Annotated in this window: 11 protein-coding genes; 5 read left to right on the top strand and 6 right to left on the bottom strand. The window is 40.2% G+C overall.

The window, feature by feature from the left end:
• Positions 1-2: 2 nt before the first annotated feature.
• The 3 genes from R3E32_13065 to R3E32_13055 all read right to left on the bottom strand — a co-directional run bounded on the left by R3E32_13065 (position 3) and on the right by R3E32_13055 (position 4,612).
• Complete coding sequence (locus R3E32_13065; protein MEZ4885656.1) at positions 3-1,937, bottom strand: sialate O-acetylesterase; 1,935 nt, start codon at positions 1,935-1,937, stop codon at positions 3-5.
• A gap of 99 nt (positions 1,938-2,036) precedes the next feature.
• Positions 2,037-2,870, bottom strand: coding sequence for a fumarylacetoacetate hydrolase family protein (locus R3E32_13060; protein ID MEZ4885655.1), 834 nt, complete (start codon positions 2,868-2,870; stop codon positions 2,037-2,039).
• 20 nt (positions 2,871-2,890) lie between these two features.
• On the bottom strand, positions 2,891-4,612 hold the full coding sequence (locus R3E32_13055) for an IlvD/Edd family dehydratase (protein MEZ4885654.1): 1,722 nt from the start codon (positions 4,610-4,612) through the stop codon (positions 2,891-2,893).
• A gap of 160 nt (positions 4,613-4,772) precedes the next feature.
• On the opposite strand from R3E32_13055, the gene R3E32_13050 reads away from it, so the two are divergent.
• On the top strand, positions 4,773-5,396 hold the full coding sequence (locus tag R3E32_13050; GenBank protein ID MEZ4885653.1) for a hypothetical protein: 624 nt from the start codon (positions 4,773-4,775) through the stop codon (positions 5,394-5,396).
• Here the strand turns inward: R3E32_13050 and R3E32_13045 are convergent.
• The gene (locus R3E32_13045) at positions 5,393-7,714 is read right to left on the bottom strand and encodes a hypothetical protein (protein ID MEZ4885652.1); all 2,322 of its coding nucleotides are present in this window, start codon (positions 7,712-7,714) and stop codon (positions 5,393-5,395) included. The two genes, R3E32_13050 and R3E32_13045, sit on opposite strands and share 4 nt — an antisense overlap.
• Before the next feature lie 426 nt (positions 7,715-8,140).
• Here R3E32_13045 and R3E32_13040 point away from each other — a divergent pair, with 426 nt between their 5' ends.
• From R3E32_13040 to R3E32_13025, 4 genes are all read left to right on the top strand, one after another.
• Positions 8,141-8,311, top strand: coding sequence for a hypothetical protein (locus R3E32_13040; protein MEZ4885651.1), 171 nt, complete (start codon positions 8,141-8,143; stop codon positions 8,309-8,311).
• Positions 8,312-9,034: 723 nt separating this feature from the next.
• On the top strand, positions 9,035-10,057 hold the full coding sequence (locus R3E32_13035; protein MEZ4885650.1) for a DUF1028 domain-containing protein: 1,023 nt from the start codon (positions 9,035-9,037) through the stop codon (positions 10,055-10,057).
• A 253-nt stretch (positions 10,058-10,310) separates the two neighbouring features.
• Complete coding sequence (locus R3E32_13030) at positions 10,311-11,552, top strand: DUF1015 family protein (GenBank protein MEZ4885649.1); 1,242 nt, start codon at positions 10,311-10,313, stop codon at positions 11,550-11,552.
• A gap of 252 nt (positions 11,553-11,804) precedes the next feature.
• Positions 11,805-16,856, top strand: coding sequence for a T9SS type A sorting domain-containing protein (locus tag R3E32_13025; GenBank protein MEZ4885648.1), 5,052 nt, complete (start codon positions 11,805-11,807; stop codon positions 16,854-16,856).
• Positions 16,857-17,269: 413 nt separating this feature from the next.
• Here the strand turns inward: R3E32_13025 and R3E32_13020 are convergent, their stop codons facing one another.
• Both R3E32_13020 and R3E32_13015 read right to left on the bottom strand, forming a co-directional pair.
• Positions 17,270-20,743, bottom strand: coding sequence for an FG-GAP-like repeat-containing protein (locus R3E32_13020; protein ID MEZ4885647.1), 3,474 nt, complete (start codon positions 20,741-20,743; stop codon positions 17,270-17,272).
• A gap of 105 nt (positions 20,744-20,848) precedes the next feature.
• The gene (locus R3E32_13015; protein MEZ4885646.1) at positions 20,849-23,326 is read right to left on the bottom strand and encodes an FG-GAP-like repeat-containing protein; all 2,478 of its coding nucleotides are present in this window, start codon (positions 23,324-23,326) and stop codon (positions 20,849-20,851) included.
• Between the last annotated feature and the right edge of the window lie 4 nt (positions 23,327-23,330).

Below are 23,330 nucleotides of genomic sequence, written 5' to 3'. Positions count from 1 at the left end.
GTTTATTTTTCAGTGGTGAAAGGCGAAGCAGGGAGACCGTTTTTGTTGTAGAAATTGGCGTATTGTGGGTTGTCTGCCCATGCATATCGGACTGCAATTGGATGAGTAACTTCTTCACTCGAAACAATTACTTTGTCTTTTTTAATCATTGCTTTCGCCCAAACGAATTTCCCATCTTCCCCTGCAATGGCAAACTCCTTCAATCCATTACCACCTTTCGCCATTAAGCCATTGCCAACATGGTCAAAAGACAAGATGACTTTGTTCTTTTTGATTTTCATAGAATGGTAACTTGGACCAGAATACACCACTTTTTTGTTACCGTACGCCACTTTTTGGGCGGCTAATGCCAATCGTTTGCCGACATCTTTTTTGTTCAAGGGGTGAATGTCGTTCCATTCGCCAATATCAATCGTGACGGCCATTGCAGTATTGGGTATTTCCAATGTTTGCAGTTGAGCATTCCTCAAAACCGCCCAATTACTTTCTGAAGGTTGGTCTTTTGCCTCCATAAAATTGGTAAGTTGCACCAGTAAAAAAGGAAAATTCCCTTGTTGCCAATTTTCTCGCCAATCGTGTATCAGTGTAGTAAGTAAGTCTTTGTATTCTGAAGGTTGGCTTGTATTGGATTCTCCTTGGTACCAAATCACCCCTTTGATTCGGTACTTCAATAAGGGATGTAGCATGGCATTGTATAAGCCCACAGGTTTCCATCGAATGAAAGTTTGTGGAGCTTTTGGAGGCATTTCTGCACCCAATCGGTAATTCCATTCTCCTTTCAAATCAACTGCTTGATCTTCAATTCGTATCTTGTACTCTTTGTCTAAAACAAAACCGCCATTTCCGCTTTCGTTGATGATCCGAACAGTCATGGTATTGATGCCTTCTTTCAAAATATCAGCGGGAATTTGGTAGCGTCTTGGTGGATATTGGTACCCTGTTGTTCCTACAAAAACACCATTCACATACACCGAATCCGCATCTACAATTCTGCCAAGTGTCAATTGTGCAGTTTTGCCGAGCATGGATTTGGGTACTTCAAAGTCTTTTCGGAACCAGACTACCCCGTTTTTACTGCCCAATTCGGTATCTTTCCAATAACCTGGCACTTCCATATTCGACCAGTTTTCTGTGTTTACTTCATTTGCGTACCACGGCAAATCAGGGTTTTGATAGCCTTTATCCGATTGGCGAAGTTGTGTGTGCCAATCTGACCAGTTTTTGTTGTCTTGATCTTGGATTTCTTTGATTAATTCATCACTTTTGAATTTTTGGACTTCTTCCCAATGGTGTGGAAATGCTTTGATGGCATCTTCACTGATCCATGCCTGAGCAGGAGAGCCACCTAAACTTGTGTTAATCAGGCCTATCGGAACATTGTATTCGTGGTATAAATGCTCGGCAAAGAAGTAAGCAACGGCCGAAAATTTCACTATATTTTTTCGATTTACTTCTATCCATTTGCCGCCATTTAGGTCTTTATGAGGCGTTTTGAAGTCGTAGGTTTTGGGAACTTCAAAGTAATGAATGTTGGGATTGTCAGCTTCTGCAATTTCTTTTTCGTAAAGTGGCCTTGCCCTTTCCATCGAAATTTCCATATTGGATTGTCCTGAGCACACCCAAACATCTCCAACCAATATATTTTTGACAATCAGGGTATTGCTGCCTTCAATTTTTATGTCATAAGGTCCTCCTGCCTGCAAATCTGACAAAATCACCTCCCATTCACCCGATTCATTTGCAGTTGTAGTATGTTCAGATTTGTCCCAAGTAAGAGTGATTTTTTCTCCAACATCTGCCCAACCCCAAATGCTGACTTTTGCATTTCGTTGCAATACCATTCCATCGCTTACCAATTGAGGCAAGGTAATATCTCCAAAAAGCGGTAGCGAAAACAGGATTAAAAATACAAAGTTATAAAATGATTTAGTTTTCATATATTTAATTCGTTATTTGTGAAAGAATTCATTTTTTTCTGAAATTCATTATTACACAGCCGAAGGATTTTTCTGCAATAACATTTTATCCTCTCAAATTCATTTTACATAATTGATTAGTGTACCGATTTGGTCAATCGAAATTTGGATTTCATCCGCACTTTTTAAGGTAAATTCACTGGTCGGTACAATACCTGTACCTGTCATCAATAGACTGCCATGCGGAAATGAACATTCTCTATAAAGATATTCCACGAGTTCTTGAGGTGTGCGTTTCATTTGTTGGATTTGAATATTTCCTTCAAAAATAATCTCTTCTATTCGCTTGATTTTCATTTTAATAGAAGTGTCATTAGGCAATGTTTGGTTGGTCACGTAAATACACGGCCCCAATGCTGCACAAGCATCATAGGTTTTGGCTTGTGGCAAATAAAGTGGATTTTCTCCTTCAATGCTTCGGGAACTCATATCGTTGCCGATGGTATATCCTACAATTTTGGCATTGGAGGTGATGACTAATGTGAGTTCAGGTTCTGGCACATTCCAAGTTGAATCTTTGCGGATGTGTACTTGGCCACCTGATGGAACTGTTCGGTGGGCGGTAGCTTTGAAGAACAATTCTGGTCTGTCCGCTTCATAAACTCGTGCGTAAAATGTTCCGCCTCCTGCTTCTTTGGCTTCTTCTTGTCGCCCCAATTTGCTGTTGAAGTAGGTTACGCCACTTGCCCACAATTCTTGACTTTGCATCGGAACTAGTAAATAGTTGTCAATGATTTCTTGGGCATTTTTGATTACAGGTGTTATTGCTATTCGTTGATGGATTTTTTGCAGTAAATCGTCATCGTTGATGAAATTATCCCAATTTTCATCAACCAAATAGAAGGAATGGGAGGATTCAATAATTATTCCTTTTTGAGTATTGTAAATCTTCATGGTACTTGTTCTCTTTTTGTTTAATGCAAGTCTCTCTCTACCTTAGAGCCTGAACCACCGACCAATATATCTAAATCTGCTCCTAGGTCTGCTTGTTCTACATGGTCTAAATAAATACGCACATAACCCCTTGTTGCTAAAGGTTCGGGAGCTATCCATGCGGCTTTTCTTTGAGCCAATTCTTCGTTGGAAATATTCAATTGTAGGAGGCGAGTGGGAACGTCTAAGGTGATGGAATCGCCATTTTGGACGACTGCCAATGTACCTCCAATGGAAGATTCAGGTGAAATGTGTAGGACAACTGTTCCGTAAGCTGTTCCACTCATTCTGCCATCCGAAATACGTACCATATCTTTGATACCCTTCAAAATCAGTTTTTCGGGTAAATCTACATTACCAACTTCGGGCATTCCTGGATAACCTTTCGGTCCGACTCCCTTCAATACGATTACACAAGTTTCGTCAATGTCCAACTCAGGCAGGTCAATTCGGGCATGGTAGTCTTCCATGCTTTCAAAAACAACGGCTCGACCTGTATGCTGCATCAATTTTGGAGAAGCTGCGGAGGGTTTTATCACTGCTCCATTTTCACACAAGTTTCCTTTGAGAACAGCAATTCCAGCATTTTTTTGAAAGGGATGGTCAATACTTGAAATGACTTCTTGGTTGTAACATGGGGCTTTGGTGTAATTTTCTCGGAGAGTTTTGCCATTAACAGTCAGAATGTTTTGGTGCAGTAAATCACCTAATTCTTTCATGACCACAGGCAATCCTCCTGCATAAAAAAAGTCTTCCATCAAGTATTTTCCAGAAGGCATCAGATTGACAAGCAAGGGAATACTGCTACCAATAGAATCAAAGTCCTCTAACTTCAACTCCACACCTATTCTTCTCGCAATGGCTATCAAATGGATGATTAAATTGGTAGAACCACCAACGGCTGCATTGGTGACGATGGCATTTTCAAATGCTTTTCTGGTCAATATTTTGGAGAGAATCAAATCTTCTTTGACCATTTCAACGATGCGGCGGCCTGATAGTTGTTGCATTACTTTTTTTCGGGAATCAGCTGCTGGAATAGACGAAAAACCTGGGAGTGTCAGCCCCAATGCTTCAGACATAGCGGCCATTGTTGAAGCCGTTCCCATGGTATTGCAGTGGCCAATGCTTCGTGCGGCACAGACTTCGGCTTCCAACAAATCCGCTTTATCAAAGTTCTCTGTTTTTTGTTTTTCTTTTATCATCCAATTAAATGAACCTGAGCCGATTGTTTCTCCTCGAAAGCGACCATTTAGCATCGGGCCACCTGGTACTACAATGGTGGGCAAATCCACACTGCAAGCCCCCATGATGGTTGAAGGAGTGGTTTTGTCGCATCCTGTTAGCAATACGATTCCATCTAAGGGGTTGGCTCTGATGGATTCTTCTACATCCATACTTGCTAAATTGCGAAACAACATGGTAGTGGGGCGCATAATGGTTTCGCCTAATGACATGACTGGGAATTCAAGTGGAAATCCGCCTGCTTCTACAATGCCTCTTTTGACGATTTCAGCCACATCTCTCAAATGACCATTGCAAGGGGTGAGTTCTGACCATGTATTGCAGATGCCAATGACAGGTTTTCCACGAAAGTAGTCGTCGGGGTAGCCTTGATTGCGTAACCAAGAACGGTGTACGAAGCCCATTTTATCGTTGCCGCCAAACCATTCTTGGCTGCGTAGTTTCTTTTCTTTGTTCATAGAGTTGTAGGAAGCTAAAATTAATGCAATCGATTGCGTGACTAAATGTAAATATATTCATTTTTGGGGAAGGGGCAAAAAAATAAATTAGAAAAGCCTTTGGTTTATTGGTTGAGGAACCAAAATAAGGAGGAGTTGTTTTCTTTAAAAGAGAAGGAAGATGCATAAATTTAGTGGTGGGATGTGGACTATAAAAAAGCAGATAATCACTCCAAATCAGGTACTTCAATACCAAATTCTGCAAGATGGAAATTTGATGTCTTTTGAAGAGGTAATTTATCATTGGGGGAATACGCCGATATTCCGAAGTTTTTACAATACCATTTTGGTAAATGCGCCTTTTGAAGCCTTTTTTTGGGAATTGCCGCCTATGACTGCCCACAAATTGAAGCAAGATTTTGAATTTGTATTGGTCAATAGCGGTACATTGAAGAATATTCGAGCAGATGAAAGGGCGTTTCAAGAATATTTTAAGAAACACTCTCGTAATGAGATTTTAACCTTCCCAAATCTAAGTGGTGATGCACAGCTGATAGTTCCTACTCCTCAAATAGCATTAGAAAATTATGCTCATTTGGCGAAAGTGGTGCGAAATGTGCCTGATAGCCAATTGGATGAGCTTTGGATGAGGATAGGGGAGGAGTACGAAAAGGCATTGAAGAAAAGCCCAAAGCCGAAGTGGTTGAGTACTGCGGGTTTGGGCGTTTCGTGGTTGCACATACGGATTGATTCCAGGCCTAAGTATTACCGATATAAACCTTACAAGGAATGGTCAAAGGATTAGGCTTGCTTTTTTGCTTCCAATATCGGCTGCATCAAATAAAGTGTTCCTAAAGTCATCAGCGACAAGGCCAAAATCAACAATCCCCATTCTGAAAGAGTAGGAACGCCTGTGACAGGACATCCTGTACTGCAAACGGATGGATTGAGAGGGGCAGCAGCAGGAACATCTCCATCGACAGGTGCATTTCCTGTAATTGCACTGCCTGTGAATGCGTAAGAAGACGGGCGAACTTGGCCGTTGTTGGCGAAAGTGCCGTCGTGAGTATTGTTACCTGTAAATGCTGTGGTGAGGACTCCATCGTTGGTAAGCGTACCCGAAGCAGCTATTTCGATTTGGTGTTGGCTGAAGATGTTGATGATTCCACAAGTGCTGTTGTTGAGTTCGCTGTCTATATATATAGCTTGGTCTGTACTCGCTATCGCAAGAGTTATATCTATCATGCTGTTGTTCTCAAAAACTCCATTTGGAATTCCAATACCCAATCCTACTTCTGTTAGAGTCAATGTACAGTTATTGGTGAACTTTCCACCTTTTTGGTCAATACCTATTGCCACATCATCAATAGTGAGGTTGCGGTCATTGGTGAAGCTAGCCCCAGATTGTAGATCCACGCCCGCATCCACCGCAGTGTTTACAGTGATAGAACCATTGTTTAAAAAATCACCGCTATCGTTGTCTATGTCCATGGCATCATCGCCTGTGTTTTCGATTAAAATGCTTGCACCGTTGTAATTCGTAAAACGGGTAGTGATTCCATCATCGTCCTCGTCCAAATGAATGCCATCGTTCAACACATTATTAATTTCAATGCTGTTGTAATTACTAAAAGTGGAGCCACTCAATACGATTCCATCATAGGCATCTTCGTCGGCAGACTCGTCTATTACGATTGTTCCTTGATTGCTAAAAGTAGAAGCAACGTCGTCCAATGAAATCATGCTGATTGCAGCATCATAAGTACCTTTAATGGTTATCATTCCCATATTGACCACTGCCGAACCTTCTAAGTCTATGCCATCATCTACCGAATCAGTGATGGTGACAATGCCTGCTGCTCCAACGGTCATTAGCGAATGAACCGTTAAATCAATGCCATCGTCAAAGGTATCCAAGATTTCCAATGTGCCGTTGATGGTCAAAGAAGCATTTTCCTTCAATTTAATGCCATCCAAACAAAAGCCATTGTCGATAGTCAGTGTTGCGCCATCGTCAATTGTCAAAGAGCTTCCCAATTCGAGAAACACCTCCAATGCTTCTTCACTTCCTCCATCAATCGTTACATCTGCATCAATCGGAATCACTACCCTATCTCCTGCAACGGGTTTGGTATCATCACTCCAATTGGCAGCATCACCCCAAGTAGTGCCGTCGCCATCGCCATCCCAAAGTTTCACAAACATCGAAGTGACTGTACCTGTGCCATCTGCATTTCCAAACACTATCTCGCCATCTTCCAATTCTGTCCAATAAAGTTTTCCACCTGCTGCATCCAAAGCCAAATGACGAGGGCCAAAAACACCATCATCATAATCAAATAAAACGGTGGGTGTAGCTGTTCCGTCCAAACTGCCAACAATGATTTCGTCATGAATTACATCTGTCCAATAAATCAAACCATTGGCAACATCAATGGCAATACCGTGGGGGAAAGTACCTGGCCCCAAATCGTAAATCGGTGTTGGTGAGCCTGTCCCGTCTATGTTCGCTTCAAAAATTCTTCCTGTGGGATTAGGAGGGCTAAAGTCTGCCCAATACATTTTTCCCCCTGCAATATCTATTTCAAGCCCTCGTGGTCCTTCTACCCCATCTCCATTCAAAAATAGAGGATTGAAAGTAGAAGCAGTATTATCGCCCTGCACAATGGCTTGATTGATAACTTCTCCCCAATAAAGTTCGCCAGTTGTGGGATTCACTTCAATGCCGTTTGGAGCAGTCAAACCATCAACAGTAGTGCTGTAAAGAGGATTTGGTGCGCCTGTTCCTGAACCTTGTATGGGGCCAATAAAAATGTAATCATCATCAAAAGGGAAATTGATTTCTGTCCAAAAAATATCGCCATTGACTACATCAATCGCCACATCTCTGGGTTCTCCTACGCCATCAAAGAAGTCAAATAAAATGGTGGGTGTGCCTGTGCCGTCCAGATTTCCACTCCGAATTTGTTGGTTTCCGATTTCTGACCAATAGATTAAATTATTGGTCACATCAATGGCAATTCCGCTGGGCGAATCAAAACACTGAGCTTGAAGCGGTGACAAGTGTAGGCTGCTCAGTACAGTGAAAACAAAAAGAATGGATTTGAAAGAGAGGTGTTTCATAAGATAAAAATTTTTAGAGATAAAAAGTAGGTCATGAGAATAGTCTAAAGAAAAGTAAATGGCTTGATAGCCTAAGTATCTCTACAAAAGGTGGGGGAAGAGAAGAAACCTCAAAAAGGTAAAATTACTTTTCACTATTTCTGCTATTCAAATATACGAAAAACTATTGGATTGGTTATGAATTAAAATAAATGTATAAATAAATATGTAAAAAACTTTGATAAACAAATGGCTATGAAAATATTTGTTCAGTAAGTAATTTTTTAAGCCAGATGGTTATGTGAATAGCTTTGAGTGTTAATAGCAGTTAGTAGGGATTTGTAACAGTTGTGAAGCCATTTTTTGTAGTATAAAAGCGAAAATCACATTATTTCAAGATTTGACCAATCGTTTCTTCATTTCCCCATAAATCCCCACAAAACTTCGATGGTTCAATGGAAACTCCAAAAAGACGTGCATCAAACTGATGAAAATCAAAAAATAAGTCCAGAAGATTCCTCTATCAAAGGAGGGGGATTATTAAGTAGATTGGTCGGTGAATGTCACCATTTCTCCAATTTTTATGGTGGTTTTATTGGCTGTAAAACTGGCAGTTAAATAGGATGGAATTATTCCTCCAAATAAAATATTGGAACTTCCGAAAAACAAAAAGAAAGAATAATGTAAGATAGATTTTTCATAGAATATTGATTTAATGTGATTTTTGAATCAAAAAATTAATCTTTGACTATGTTAGTAACAAACGTACAGATTTTCTATGAATATATACAGTGGGTGGACTATTATATTAGTATTAAAATTTTGAATTGTAGAACTTGAACTAATAAAAACAAAATCAAACAATCTTCTCCAAAAACTTCAAAAGAGATGTAAAATCATGTTCTTGTTGCAATTGCCGATTGTTGAAGTTTGGATTTTCGGTCACTTCAATATCCATCTACTCCAGTTTCTGAAAAGCCATTGTAGTCTCAATTGGCTAAAATTCAACCTCTTACAAAACCAAACCTTGCGGTTTTTCTTCAATTACATCCGCTTCAATCTGCAAATTTTGACTGTCGTTCTAAAGTTGGACAAAATAGGGTTGAAATTTGAATATTGAAAACATCAATATGAAGACTGAGTATTGAAAAAAGTAGTATTTTAGCCAAAAAAAGGACATGCTGAATAGCTGCATAAATGATATAACAAGACAGGAACATTTACCATACTTGTAAGTTTAGTGCAAAATCTGCATCTTACTTATTATAAATAATTTATGTTTAATATATTTTATGGCTTTTCGTTCATTCTAAGAAAATGTTATCACAAAAATTTCCTCCAATGAAATACTTATACCAACTTCTAGCTTTCTTACTCCTTTCGACTTCAATACTTTTCGCACAAGATACTTTTTCGATTGTAGCCGTTGATACTGAGACAGGTGAAGTTGGGAGTGCAGGAGCATCCTGTTTAGACGATATTCAGTTCCCAGGCTCAGGAGGAGTTTCGATTATTTGCAGAGTATATCCAGGGCGAGGAGCCATCAACACACAGGCTCTTTGGAACGCAGCCAACCAAGAAAATGCGGGACAGCAATTATTAGAAGGAAAATCACCTCAAGAAGTTATCACTTGGCTAACTGCCAATGATGTAGAAAACAACCGCCACCAAAGACAATATGGGATTATTGATTTTGACGAAAATGGTGTTCCCAGAACAGCAGGTTTCACAGGACAATTCACCACAGCCTATAAAGGTCATATCCTCGGTGAAAACTATGCCATTCAAGGAAACATACTTTTGGGCAAACAAATCTTGGACTCCATGGAGGTACGGTTTAATCGAGCAGAAGGTAGCTTAGCAGAAAAACTCATGGCAGCCCTTCAAGGTGCAAATGTACCTGGTGCTGATAAGCGTTGTTTAGAAGAAGGCGTATCTTCTTTGTCTGCCTACATTAAAGTCGCCAAGCCTACTGATTCAGAGTCAAACGTTTATTTAGACATTGTTGTACCCTTCACCGATTTTGGAGTCGAACCCATTGACGTGCTACAAGAAGCCTTCAACGAATGGCTAAACCCCACCGATGCCCCCGAACTGCAATTGCCCGAACCCACCATTGTCCGTATTCATCCAAACCCCATTAACAGCCAAACTGTTTTTGAAATAGAAAACCCCAATTCTATTGCACCTTATGTTGTCCAAATTTTTGATGCATCAGGTAAACAACTGCAAAAATTTTACTACAATCCATTAGATACCCAATTGACAGTAAAACAATTGGGCGGCAAAAGTGGTGTATATTTATACCATGTTTGGCAACAAGATAAATTGGTGGCAAAAGCGGAGTTTTTGATAGCAGATTAATTATCAAGCCTTTCTCCTATTGTCAGATAGGCATGTATCAAAATTTTCTCATTCTGGCATAAGATTCTTACAAAACAACCTATTTCAAACTGCAAGTATTTTTAAAAGAATAAATAAATTCTTTTAAATCAGAGTAGTAAGGAAAAAGTTTGTGTTATCACGCAATAAATGAATTTGAAGTTTCCTCAAAGGCGGTCATCATCATTCCCCAATTATTCCCTACCTTTGCAGGTATAATAAAATAGTATTATTTATGGCAACAATTAAGGCATTTAGAGGATATAGGCCTGCAAAAGAATTGGCGGTAAAAGTCGCATCACGTCCTTATGATGTACTCAACAGAGAAGAAGCAGTAGCAGAGTCCAATCCATATTCTTATTTACACATTACCCGTTCAGAAATAGATTTACCAGAAGTGGATAATCCTTACGATAAAATCGTATATAAAACGGCAAAAAAGAACTTTGAGCAGTTTGTAAAAGATGGAGTGTTGAAACAAGATGGAGTAAACTGTTTGTATGTCTATGCCCAAACAATGAATGGCAGACAGCAAATAGGTTTGATGACCTGTACGAGTATTGAAGATTACCAAAACGACATCATCAAAAAGCACGAATTTACCCGCCCTGTCAAAGAGCAAGACCGCATCAATCACATTGCAACTACTAGATTACATTCAGGCCCCGTATTGATGGCTTATCCACAAGTAAACGCTATAGATGCAGTCATGGAACAAGTGACCCGCAGACAAACACCTGAATACGACTTTACAGCGGAGGACGGGATACAGCACACCCTTTGGGTCATTGATGATGTGAGTATTATACAGACTTTGGTAGATTTATTTGATTCCGAAGTTGAAGCCATCTACATTGCAGATGGACACCACCGTGCCGCATCTTCTACCAAAGTAGGATTACAAATGAGAGAAGAAAATGAAAACCATACAGGAAAAGAAGGGTATAACTATTTTCTTTCTGTTTTATTTCCCGACAACCAGCTGCAAATCATAGACTACAATCGTGTGGTGAAAGATCTAAACGGTTTAAGCTCTGATGAATTTTTACAAGAAATCGCCAAAAAATTTGAAGTAACCGAAATGGGCATGGCGCAAGTAAAACCCAAACAACCCTACACTTTTGGAATGTATTTGGAAGGAGAGTGGTACGAATTGAAAGCAAGAAAAGGAACTTACAATACCACAGACCCTATCGAATCTTTGGACATTTCAGTACTTTCCAACAACCTTATTGCACCGATTTTGGGGATCAAAGACCAACGAACAGACGATAGAATTGACTTTGTAGGAGGGATTCGTGGTGTGAAAGAATTGGAAAAACGGGTAAATAGTGGGGAAATGCAAGTGGCTTTTTCGATTTATGCCGTAGGTATTCAACAATTAATTGATGTCGCAAACTCAGGAAATGTAATGCCTCCCAAGACTACTTGGTTTGAACCCAAGCTGAGAAGTGGATTGGTTACACATAAGTTTTAATTTATCTGAATTAAATATATAGTTTAGTATATTTTTTTATGTTTTTTTAATCTGTTAGATATTTTAATGTCTAACAGATTTTTTTTGCTTCAAAAATGTCATTCTTCTTACTATTTGCTTTCGTTTTAGATATTTACCTATATCAAAAGAGTTTTTTTTTTTCATAGGGCATAATCCAAAAATCCAAAAACCTCGTAGCTATCAATCAACGGCAAAACAAACTATTCAATTAATTTCTAAAATCCTTTTCCTATGAATCGAAATTTTATGTCTAAACTTTTATTAACGTCCCTTTTTATGCTTTTGGGGACCTATACGCTGTCCGCAGCATCCTTTGTGGTGACAAGCACAGCCGATAGCGGAGCAGGAACACTCCGACAAGCAGTTATTGACGCTTTAGCCAATGCAGATGTTACGGATGATATCACTTTCGATGCTGCTACAGATGGAGCAGCCATTGTGCTTACTTCAGGTGAAATCGCTATCTCCATACCTTCAACAGAGGATCTAACCATTACAGGTAACGGTCAATTGGTAACACTAATTGATGGAAATGCCAATGGTAGAATATTCAATATTAGTGGTGGGGGTATAGTCGTTCTTGAAAGTATGGATATCTTCAATGGGGCAGTTGCCGATAATGGTGGTGCTATTTTAGTGAGTGGAAGTACTACTAATCTAACTATTGACGATGTAGCTATCCTTGAAAGTACTGCGAGCGGTGCTGCCTCAACAAATGGAGGCGGTGGTATCTACAATGATGGAGCTACTGTAACTATACAGAATTTTTCTGGTGTTTTTGATAATGTGGCAGATGGAGCATCTGGCAGCGGAGGGGGAATTTTTAACGGAGGAACCTTAATCGTTACCACAAGTGACATTATTGGCAATGTTGCCAACCGTGCAGGGGGGGGGATTGAAGCTACAGCAGTATCGTCCACTACTTTAGATGATGTTTTCTTAAACGAAAACAACGCAGGAGTTGCGCCTGCCGTAGCCGCACCAGGAAATGGTGGCGGAATGCACATTACTGGTGCTGGTACTTTAACCATAACAGGAGGAACCGTTAATGACAACACTGCATCTTTAGAAGGTGGTGGATTGTGGAATGGTTCAGGAACAATGACCGTTGATGGCACAACGATTGACGGCAACACCGCAAGCGGTGGAGCAGCAGCCGATGACGGTGGTGGTGGAATCTTTAACAGTGGTGGAACATTGGATGTTGACAATGCAACCATTACCAACAACATAGCAGACGGCGCACTTGGTAGTGGAGGTGGAATCCTCAACTTTGGCGGTACACTAACCGTAGATGATAGCGAAATTTCAGGCAATACATCTGTAAGAGCAGGTGGTGGTATTGAAGCTACTGCTGGTACTACCAATGATTTAACCAACGTAACTTTAGATGGCAACTCAACAGCTATGTCACCAGGTAATGGTGGTGGAATGCACATCACAGGTGCAGGAGATGCAAACATTGTAAGTGGTACAGTAAGCGGAAATACTGCATCTGCCGAAGGTGGTGGATTGTGGAATGGCGCAGGAACAATGACCATTGACGGAACAACGATTGACGGAAACACTGCAAGTGGAGCAGGTTCTGATCAAGGTGGTGGAGGAATCTACAACCTTTCAGGTACTGTCGCAATCTCGAATGGCGCAATGATTACCAACAATATAGCTGATGGTGCTGCTGGTAGTGGTGGAGGAATCTTGAACGATGTTGGTGCAACATTGACGGTAAATGACAGCGAAATATCTGGTAACACATCTGTCAGAGCAGGTGGTGGAATTGAAGACAATTCTGGTGCAGGTTTGGGAGTAGAATTAACGAACGTAACTTTAGATGGCAACTCAACTGCAATGGCCCCAGGTAATGGTGGTGGATTACACATCACAGGCGCAGGAGATGCAACTATTGTAAGTGGAACTGTAAGTGGAAATACCGCATCTGCCGAAGGTGGTGGATTGTGGAATGGTTCAGGAACAATGACCGTTGACGGCACAACAATTGACGGCAACACCGCAAGTGGTGCTGGTGCCGATCAAGGTGGTGGTGGAATCTACAATCTCTCAGGCCTTGTCACAGTTTCAAATGCCATGATTACCAATAATGTAGCAGATGGTGCTGCTGGTAGCGGTGGAGGAATCTTGAACGATGTTGGTGGTGTTGTGGATGTAGATGGCTCAACAATTTCTGGCAACGCATCTGTCAGAGCAGGTGGTGGAATTGAAGACAATTCTGGTGCAGGTTTAGGAATTCTCTTGACCAATGTAAACTTAGATGACAACTCAACTGCAATGGCCCCAGGTAATGGTGGTGGATTACACATCACAGGCGCAGGAGATGCAACTATTGTAAGTGGAACCGTAAGTGGCAATACCGCATCTGCCGAAGGTGGTGGATTGTGGAATGGCGCAGGAACCATGACAATTGACGGAACAACGATTGACGGAAATACTGCAAGTGGTGCTGGTGCTGATCAAGGTGGTGGAGGAATCTACAATCTTTCAGGTACTGTCGCAATTTCGAATGATGCCATGATTACCAATAATGTAGCGGATGGTGCTGCTGGTAGTGGTGGAGGAATCTTGAACGATGTTGGTGCAACATTGACGGTAGATGACAGCGAAATATCTGGCAACACATCTGTCAGAGCAGGTGGTGGAATTGAAGACAATTCTGGTGCAGGTTTGGGAGTAGTATTGACCAACGTAACTTTAGATGGTAACTCAACTGCAATGGCCCCAGGAAATGGTGGCGGAATGCACATCACAGGTGCGGGTGACTCCAACGTAACAGGTGGTACAGTTAGTGGCAATACCGCATCTTTAGAAGGTGGTGGATTGTGGAATGGCGTAGGAACCATGACAGTTGATGGAACAACAATTGACGGAAATACTGCAAGCGGAGCAGCCCTTGACCAAGGCGGTGGCGGTATCTTCAATGCTGGTGGTATTGTAAGTGTTATAAATGCAACGATTAGTAACAATGTAGCGGATGGTGCTGCTGGTAGCGGTGGAGGAATCTTAAACGATGTAGGTGGAATATTGACGGTAGAGGACAGTGAAATTTCAGGCAACAGTTCTGTAAGAGCAGGTGGTGGAATTGAAGACAATTCTTCAGTAACGGCTGGTACTGTTACCCTCAACAATGTAAATTTACTCGGAAACAGTACAGGTTCTTCACCTGGTAATGGTGGTGGATTACACATGACAGGCCCTGGTACTTCAATGGTGACAGGCGGTACAGTAGATGGAAATACAGCTGCTGCCGAAGGTGGCGGACTGTGGAATGGTTCAGGAATGATGACCGTAGATGGCACAACTGTTACCAACAATATAGCAAGTGGTATGGCAGCCGATAATGGTGGTGGCGGTATCTTCAATGCTGGTGGTATGCTAAGTGTTTCGAATGCAACGATAACTGGAAATATGGCAGACATGGGTTCTGGCAGTGGTGGTGGTATCTTTAATGATGCTTCTGGTACATTGACCGTTTCAGATACGGAGATTTCTGGTAACAGTGCATTGCGTGCAGGAGGTGGCATTGAAGCTACAGATGGTACAATGACTTCCTTAACCGATGTTGTTTTGAATGGCAATATGGCAGGTTCTGCACCTGGTAATGGAGGTGGAATGCACATCACGAATGCAGGTAATTTGACGATACTAAGAGGAACTGTGAATGGCAATACTGCTGCAAGAGAAGGCGGTGGATTGTGGAATGGTTCTGGTACAATGACCCTTACGGATGTAACTGTGGATGGGAATACGGCAAGTGGCCCTTCTGGTGATGACGGTGGGGGAGGAATCTTCAACAACGGCGGAACATTGGAAGTTACTACTTCAACGATTTCTAACAACATAGCAGACGGTGCTGCTGGTAATGGTGGTGGTGTTCATGTCAATGGTGGAAGCGCAACGATTCAATACAGTACTATTTCAGGCAACTCTACGCTTGGAAACGGTGGAGGTACTTTTGCCGTAGGCACACTAAGTCTTAAGTCTGTAACAGTTACAAACAATACCGCTACTAACAATGGTGGTGGAGTTGCACAGTCTTCTGGCACAGCTACTTTGAGTAGTACCATTGTTGCAGCTAACACATCTTCAGATGTAGCAGGTATGGGTACATTCAATTCATTGGATTACAACCTTATTGGAGTAGATGGTTCAGGACTATTTACTGCCCAAGCAAATGATTTGGTCGGTACAAGTGGAAGTCCTATTGACCCATTCTTGAATGTATTGGCAGATTATGGTGGATTGACTTTCACCCATGAATTGTTGTGTGCAAGTCCAGCAATTGACGCAGGTGACCCTGCTGACAATTCGCCTGACCAACGTGGTATTGCTGTCACAAGCGGCCAAAGAGATATTGGTTCATTTGAACGAGATATTACACCTCAACCTAATTTGGCTGGTACAGGTCAAGTATCTAACAATAGCGGTACAGGTCAAAGTGTATATGTTGCAGAAGTTTGTGGAGGAGTGATGCCTTACAGTGTAGAATTGATTTTCTCTGGCGGTTTTGCTTCTGTTCAAAGTTATCCATCTGATGATGCAGGTTGTATCAATTACCAAGTTGTGTATGGACAAGGTGTAGAATTTACATTGACGGTGACAGATGCAGAAGGTTGTAGCAACAAAAACGTGGTCTTTACCAACGATGGTGTAGAAACTGATCCGTTGCCACAGATTTCGGACGTGACTACTGTTCCAGAGAATTGTTATCAAGTAGATGCTAGTTTTACGATTACCGTAGAAGGAGGGGACAATAGTTGTGGAATATATACGTACAACTATTCAGGGCCGACAAGTGGTAGTAGTGATTTTACTGCACCAGCTGATGACGCTTCTGCCGATTTTACTATCACAGGAATTCCATCCGGTACTTACGAAGTAATTGTTACAGATTGTGCAGGAACTACTGTAGTTAGAGAATTCTTCGTTGGCCGCAATACTGGCGGTGGCGGTAGAAGAGGTGGATGTAGAGGCAAGATTGCCAAAGCAGATATAGATGGTGAATTGTTTGAAGGAGTGAAAGTTTATCCAAATCCTTTTGCAGCATCAACGACCATCGAATTTAGTTTGGTAGAATCTACAAACATAGTGGCCGCTGTTTATACAATGGACGGACGTGAAGTAGCAAGGGTTTTTGACGGACAAGCCGAGGCGGGTCAAGTGTATCAATTGCCTTTCAGCTCAGAAAGTTTACCTACTGGAATGTATGTACTCCAAATCACAACGGATTCAGGAACGATACATCACGAAAAATTATACATTGCTAAGTAAAACGGCAATGACATAAATATGAGTTATACAGATTGAAGAAATCCTCAGTGGCCACAAGCTACTGGGGATTTTTTATTATCTCCTACGTTCAAGTTTTTTTTAGTGATTTGACAAAATATGTGAAATGAGACTTCGGTAGTTTATCCTTTGAAAAGATTACATCGGGATTTTATGGAGGATTAATTTTTTTTACGAAACCAAACTACCGAAGTCTTTATATACTCCATAAAATTGTTTAGACTTTGGACGAAGGAGCAAAGATGCAAGAAGTAAGAGCTTAATTGATTAATAACCAATTATTTACACTCAATTACGCCGATAGGTTAAGATTTTGATTATCAACTCTTTATATCTTACATCTTACTTCCTACTTCTTTCGTCCAAAGTCTAAAAAATTGTCTAATAATCGTTTTTTATTCCACCATCACCTTCCCACTCCCCAAAATCCTATTCTCATCCGTCAAAATCCGAAACAAATACACCCCACTCGCCAAATTCCCTCTCTCCAAATCCACGTTACCATTCTCCAAATCTAATTCCTTCAATTTTCTGCCGAGAATGTCCATTAGCTGCAATTGGTAATTGCCTTGTGGTAAACCCTCTACTTCAATGGTGGTGTGGGTAGAAAAAGGGTTGGGGAAAATCAATATCGAATATCCATTATCCAATACCTCAATATCCGTTTCGACCTGTTCAATCAAGGTGATTATTGCAGTATTGGTGATGATTGGAGGATTGAAGTCAAAAAAGATAGAAGCGGTATTGTCGACCTTCGTTTTGTCGCCCACATTTGCCAAAGAAGCAATGGCAAAGGTCACAAAACCATGACTTTCTACTTCGTTGGTGGTACTGTCGGGCAGCATAATATCGTCAAAATAGAAAGTCGCTAGGCCTGTTTGACGGTTCAGTACGGTTCGGTAGTCGTGGCTTGCAGTGATGGGACGGAAAGTTGTCCAATCCAGTTTTTTGTCCAATAGGTCTTCTATTCTGATATTGAAGGCGGTGTCGTTTCCTGTGTTTTGGAAGCGGACGGTGTAGTAAATCGTGTCTTTGATGTAGGCAAATTCGGACTGTCCTAATAGGTTGGAGCGAACGAGTTTGTCGTTGGGGTCGTAGGAGCAGAGGAGTTCGGAGTTGTATTCATCGGTGAGAGGGTAGTGACTGAGTTGGTCGTTAATGAAAAAATGTAGCGTTGTTTTGACATTGAGTATTTCTCCGATATGAGATTCGTCAGGTGTCTGAAAGTGAATTTCTATTCTGTCATTTTGACTTGGATAAAGATCTTCAAAATTCCAAATCCATTTACCTTCCTCTATTTCATCGGGTTCTGGATTGGAAGATACAAAAGCCAGCAATTCGTCGACTTCTAAGGAAATAGTTCCTTTGGCAATAGCTGTACCTGTATTTCGATAGTCCAGCCAATAAGAAACTTCGCTGTTGCAGCGAGTGGGATTGCCTAATAAGAATGGGCGTACTTCTGTCTTGTGTCGTTGGGGAGCAAAACCAAAAAGATAAGGATTGGCAGTTTCTTCTTGGAGTAAGTTGATTTCGTAGGATTCATCCGCACTGGTCAGTTTCCAGATTCCAATCGATTCGGTTTGCAGTACATATTCGTCAGGCGATACAATGTAGGTAAAATTGCCATTAGATTTGGAGAAGGTGAGGTTTTCATTGGGAGATAAAAGAATGGGGTGATTAACCAACGGAGGCTCATTGGATTCTCGAAGTCCATTTTCGTTCACATCAAAGTAAGTGAAACCGACAATAGGATGTTTATCTTGGTCTATTGTATTCTCATACCAAACAAGGGTTTTGATAAAATTCCCTGTACTCAATACATCCAAATCGCCATCTAAGTCCAAATCCACACTATGAGCATAATTACTCGTAATGTTGCTAATTTTCAATGGTGTATCAAATACTCCCAATTCTGTTTGAATAGTGATGTACAGGGCAGAGTTAATAGTTGTATTGTACAATATATCGAGAAGCTTATCGCCATTGATGTCGGTAAGACCTACAATCTTGGACGAAGAACCATTTTCAAAAACCGTAACAGGAGCAGACCAATTACCCATTCCATCGTTTTTTGCAACTCGAATTTCTTCAAGAAAACTGCTAGCAAATATTATATCCAAATCACCGTCTAAATCCATGTCAATTACAAAGTCAGTGGAAATAGCTCCAATATCTTCTGCAATGATACCTTTCGCTTCAAATACGCCTTCTCCATTGTTGGAAAACCATTCAATTCTGTCTTCCAAAGTGGTTGTTCCTGCAATGACATCCATCGTTCCATCTTGATTAATATCTGCAAGTTTGAGAGCTTCTATTTGTCTAAAATTCTCTGTTATCAAACGAGATTCTCCAAATGCAGCACCACCTTTATTGGGAAACCAAAGGATTTCATTATCTGTATCATTCACAACCACAATGTCTAAATCTCCATCTTTGTCCAAATCTGCAACGTCCAGACTTTCTACCCAATACAAATCCTCCACAATGATTATTTCTGGATCAAAACCTTGACTGTTTCCTGGAAACCATGAAAGTGTTTCGTAAGAAGATGTAATCAAATCTTCATAACCGTCCGAGTCTAAATCTTTGATGATAACATGAGAAACACTTGTATGATAAATAGGCTTCAATGCACCAAATTGCTTATTCCCTTTATTTTCATGCCAGCTCAAAGGACTGATGTTCAACACATCCAAATCTCCATCCTTGTCCACATCCATAGCAAAAGGTGTTTTGGGATAGGGGGTTTCGGTAGTAATTCTATTTTCTGTACCGAATGCATTGTTGCCATCACCAGCGTTCCATGCAATCGTACTGCTTGAAGCCGAACTCCAAAGAATATCCAGTATTTGATCTTGGTTGAGGTCTGCAGCTAAAAGCCCAGAAGAAAGAAAACTACTTGATGTAATAGGTTCATGCGTGGTAAATGTGCCATTTCCTTCGTTCAAAAAATAGTGAATATTATTTTCAGAATCAGGGCTTACAAATACATCTATATGCCCATCTCCATTCAAATCTGCGGTTGAAACGTATTTAGCCCAAGGTATAGAAGCATTAATAATTTGCTCATTTCCAAAGCTTCCATCACCTTGATTCGATAGCCAAGACACTTTAGTTGCAATAAAATCGGTGAAAACAATATCTGTCCAACCATCTCCATTCAAATCTGCCATAGATGATTTCCCTAAGAAAAAGCCTACATCTATTAATTCTTCGGCTTGAAAAACACTCGCTCCCATATTCTCATATTTTATGAGTTTGTTTTTGCTTAAATCCAACGTAATTACATCCGTGTCTCCATCCTTGTCAAAATCGGTAAGTGCAAAGTCACTCACTCCGCCACTACCACTGATTGTTTTGCGTACAAAACTTTCTGTACCATTGTTTTGGTGCCAGAAAATGCCGTCTCCAGCTATTACAATATCCAAGTCTCCATCACCTTCCATATCTGCCGACATGATTTTTGAAGGATCTTCAAAACTATCAGGAATGACGACCTCCTCTGTGAACACTCCATTGCCATTGTTGACATGCCAAACAATTTTATACCCACCAAGACCTCCAGCTATTACATCTATATCACCATCTTTATCAAAGTCAAGGGTAGTCAATATTCTTGGTTGGATTAAAGAAGATGGTATAACAATTTGAAAATCAAAGACTCCATTTCCTTCATTCGGATACCAAGCCAATTTGTTGTCTTTCGACGAAACAGACAAAACATCTAAGGCTCCATCACCATCTATGTCTCCTACATCAATTCCTTGAACAGTATTGGCACGAAGCGTTAACAAATGCTCTGTATATTGACCATATACCAAAGCTATGTTTAAGAAGAAGGATAGGTTGAAAAGTAAAATATTTTTCATTGAAAAGTTATTAAGGTTAAAAAAAGAGTATTTATTCAAAGGGGGGGAGGTTACTATAAAAGCTGCTATATTAAAGACGACTAAACGGCAAAAAGTAAACACCCATCACTCCACCAACACCTTCCCACTCCCCAAAATCCTATTCTCGTCCGTCAAAATCCGAAACAAATACACCCCACTCGCCAAATTCCCTCTCTCCAAATCCACCTTTCCATTCACCAAATCCAATTCCCGAAGTTTTCTGCCGAGAATGTCCATTAGCTGCAATTGGTAATTGCCTTGTGGAAGTTTGTTGACTTCAATGGTGGTATAGTCTGAAAAAGGATTGGGATAAATCAATATCGAATATTCATTATCCAATACTTCAATATCCGTTTCGACCTGTTCAATCAAGGTGATTATTGCAGTATTGGTGATGATTGGAGGATTGAAGTCAAAGAAATGATAGGATTTGTTGGCTACTTCTGAATTTTCCTCCACTGTTTCCAAGGATTTTACCCCATAAGTAATATACCCACTACCCTCACGTTTATCGGAGTTACTGGCATATAAGTTGATATCATCAAAATGAAAAATTAAAAAACCTGTTTCGGTGTCAAGTGTAGTCCTAAAATTGTGGCTCGCAGATATGATGTGAAAACTATCCCAATCTAAATGTGTATCAAGTGAATCTTCAATGCGAAGATTTGAAGCTAATTCCTCATTGATATTGTAAAATTGAATAGTATAGGAGAGTGCATCTCCAATATAAGCCATGCCTTTATCAGTTTCTAAGTTTGTTGTAACACTCTTAGAATTAGACTCAGTTGTTGAACACAATTCTATAGCCAACTCCGTAGCATCTGAATCAATTATTTGCTGATTTTCATCTAAGATATTTACTTCGCCTTCCATTATTAATGTATCTCCCAAATGTTCAAAGCCCGGAGATAATGTATTTACTTCAATCGTAAATTTTTGATTGGGAGCTAAGTCCGAATAATTCCAGACTAACTTATAATCTTCTGAGATAGTAGGTTCTGGGGCAATATCTAATACTTGTAGAGTTAAAGAATCTATCCGCATGGTCAAAGTACCATTAACCTCTGTAGTTCCTGCATTAAAGGCACTTAACCAGTATTTGACTAATCTATTGCATTGAAAATAAGAACTGCTCAAAGAAGCCACTATTTTATCTTGCGTTTTTTCAGGCTTGAATCCAAAAAAATATGTAGGGAGGTCTGTATCCTTATCCAATGTAATAGAAAAAATAGTAGAATTAGAAGTAAGTTCCCATAATGGATTGGGTTCATAGGTTAGTTCATAATCACCATATTTAGCGTGGAAAAAAGCATTACCAAGATTATCTGATACTGTTGAAGCGACACAGGAGGGACTCACTTTGAAAATTTGATTGGGCAGAGGTTTTTCCTGTAAATCATACACTCCATTTTCATTGTCATCAATAAATGCGAAGCAGTTGATGTATCCATGATTAGCAAGGTTTTCATACCAAACTATTTTTGTATCTCCTGAAGTGTTTGCTAAAATGTCTAAACTTCCATCATTGTCTAAATCAATAGCTTGGACAGAAAAGACTTGGTCGTTCCATTGAGTAATAATTTTTTGAATACTAAAATTTGCTACTCCATCATTTTCATACCAAGCTATTTTTGAATCTTCATACGAGGCGGAAACGATATCTATATACCCATCCTCGTTTAAGTCTCCGAAGGATAAACCAAAAACATCCTCTACTTCCTCTGAAATGACTATCGAGCCACTAAACTCTTCATTGCCCATGTTTTCATACCACTTGATGTCATAACGAGAACCAGAAATAATGTCCAAGTCCCCATCTTGATCAAGATCTTCAGTATAAATAGAGAATATGTTTTCTGTGTTAGACACTAAAAGTTTCTGCTCACTAAAAATTCCACTTCCATCATTTTCATTCCAAACAATTCTGTCATCAAAGGGTGAAGCAGAAATAATGTCTATGTCACCATCTTTATCCAAATCAGTAGATAAAAATGTGATTGGATTCATAGTTCCCAAAGGAAGTCTCATCTCAAGTCCAGTGAAATTTCCATTGCCGTTATTTTCATACCAAACAACATAACTTTGATTGGCCGCAGCTACTACATCTAAGTCTCCATCTTTGTCCACATCTTCTGCTGCTATTTTAGTGATATAGCCTTCTGTGTGTGCCAAAGTGATTCTGCCACTAAAAGTATTATCTCCTTTGTTTTTAAGCCAAACGATTTTTTCGTGATGATTAGAAATAGAAATTATATCAATCCAACCATCGTCATTCAAATCTGCTAAAATAGCATCGGGAATATCATCTAAAGGTGTATTGACAATTTTCTGTTCACCAAATATCCCTTTTCCCAGATTTTCATACCATGAAAGCTTGTAATCAATACTGCTGGCAGAAAAAACATCTAAATCTCCATCCTTGTCAAAATCAACTGCTTGAACAACTCCAGCAAAGGCGGACTTCTTCGAAATAACCTTTCTTAGACTAAATACATCTTGTGCAAACACTTCGTTAATTAACAATAAGAGACAAAGGGGTAAAAATAAATTAATTTTATTCATGTTT

The sequence above is a fragment of the Chitinophagales bacterium genome, assembly GCA_041392475.1.
Taxonomy (GTDB): domain Bacteria; phylum Bacteroidota; class Bacteroidia; order Chitinophagales; family UBA2359; genus JAUHXA01.
Note: the sequence above shows the minus strand (reverse complement) of the source record. Positions and strands in the feature narration are given on the sequence as shown.

What these genes read in the sequence shown, in the direction of transcription:
- R3E32_13020 (MEZ4885647.1), bottom strand. Translation starts at nt 20,743, where the DNA reads ATGAAAAATATTTTACTTTTCAACCTATCCTTCTTCTTAAACATAGCT.
- R3E32_13030 (MEZ4885649.1), top strand. Translation starts at nt 10,311, where the DNA reads ATGGCAACAATTAAGGCATTTAGAGGATATAGGCCTGCAAAAGAATTG.
- R3E32_13045 (MEZ4885652.1), bottom strand. Translation starts at nt 7,714, where the DNA reads ATGAAACACCTCTCTTTCAAATCCATTCTTTTTGTTTTCACTGTACTG.
- R3E32_13050 (MEZ4885653.1), top strand. Translation starts at nt 4,773, where the DNA reads ATGCATAAATTTAGTGGTGGGATGTGGACTATAAAAAAGCAGATAATC.
- R3E32_13040 (MEZ4885651.1), top strand. Translation starts at nt 8,141, where the DNA reads ATGGTTCAATGGAAACTCCAAAAAGACGTGCATCAAACTGATGAAAAT.
- R3E32_13060 (MEZ4885655.1), bottom strand. Translation starts at nt 2,870, where the DNA reads ATGAAGATTTACAATACTCAAAAAGGAATAATTATTGAATCCTCCCAT.
- R3E32_13025 (MEZ4885648.1), top strand. Translation starts at nt 11,805, where the DNA reads ATGAATCGAAATTTTATGTCTAAACTTTTATTAACGTCCCTTTTTATG.
- R3E32_13015 (MEZ4885646.1), bottom strand. Translation starts at nt 23,326, where the DNA reads ATGAATAAAATTAATTTATTTTTACCCCTTTGTCTCTTATTGTTAATT.
- R3E32_13035 (MEZ4885650.1), top strand. Translation starts at nt 9,035, where the DNA reads ATGAAATACTTATACCAACTTCTAGCTTTCTTACTCCTTTCGACTTCA.
- R3E32_13065 (MEZ4885656.1), bottom strand. Translation starts at nt 1,937, where the DNA reads ATGAAAACTAAATCATTTTATAACTTTGTATTTTTAATCCTGTTTTCG.
- R3E32_13055 (MEZ4885654.1), bottom strand. Translation starts at nt 4,612, where the DNA reads ATGAACAAAGAAAAGAAACTACGCAGCCAAGAATGGTTTGGCGGCAAC.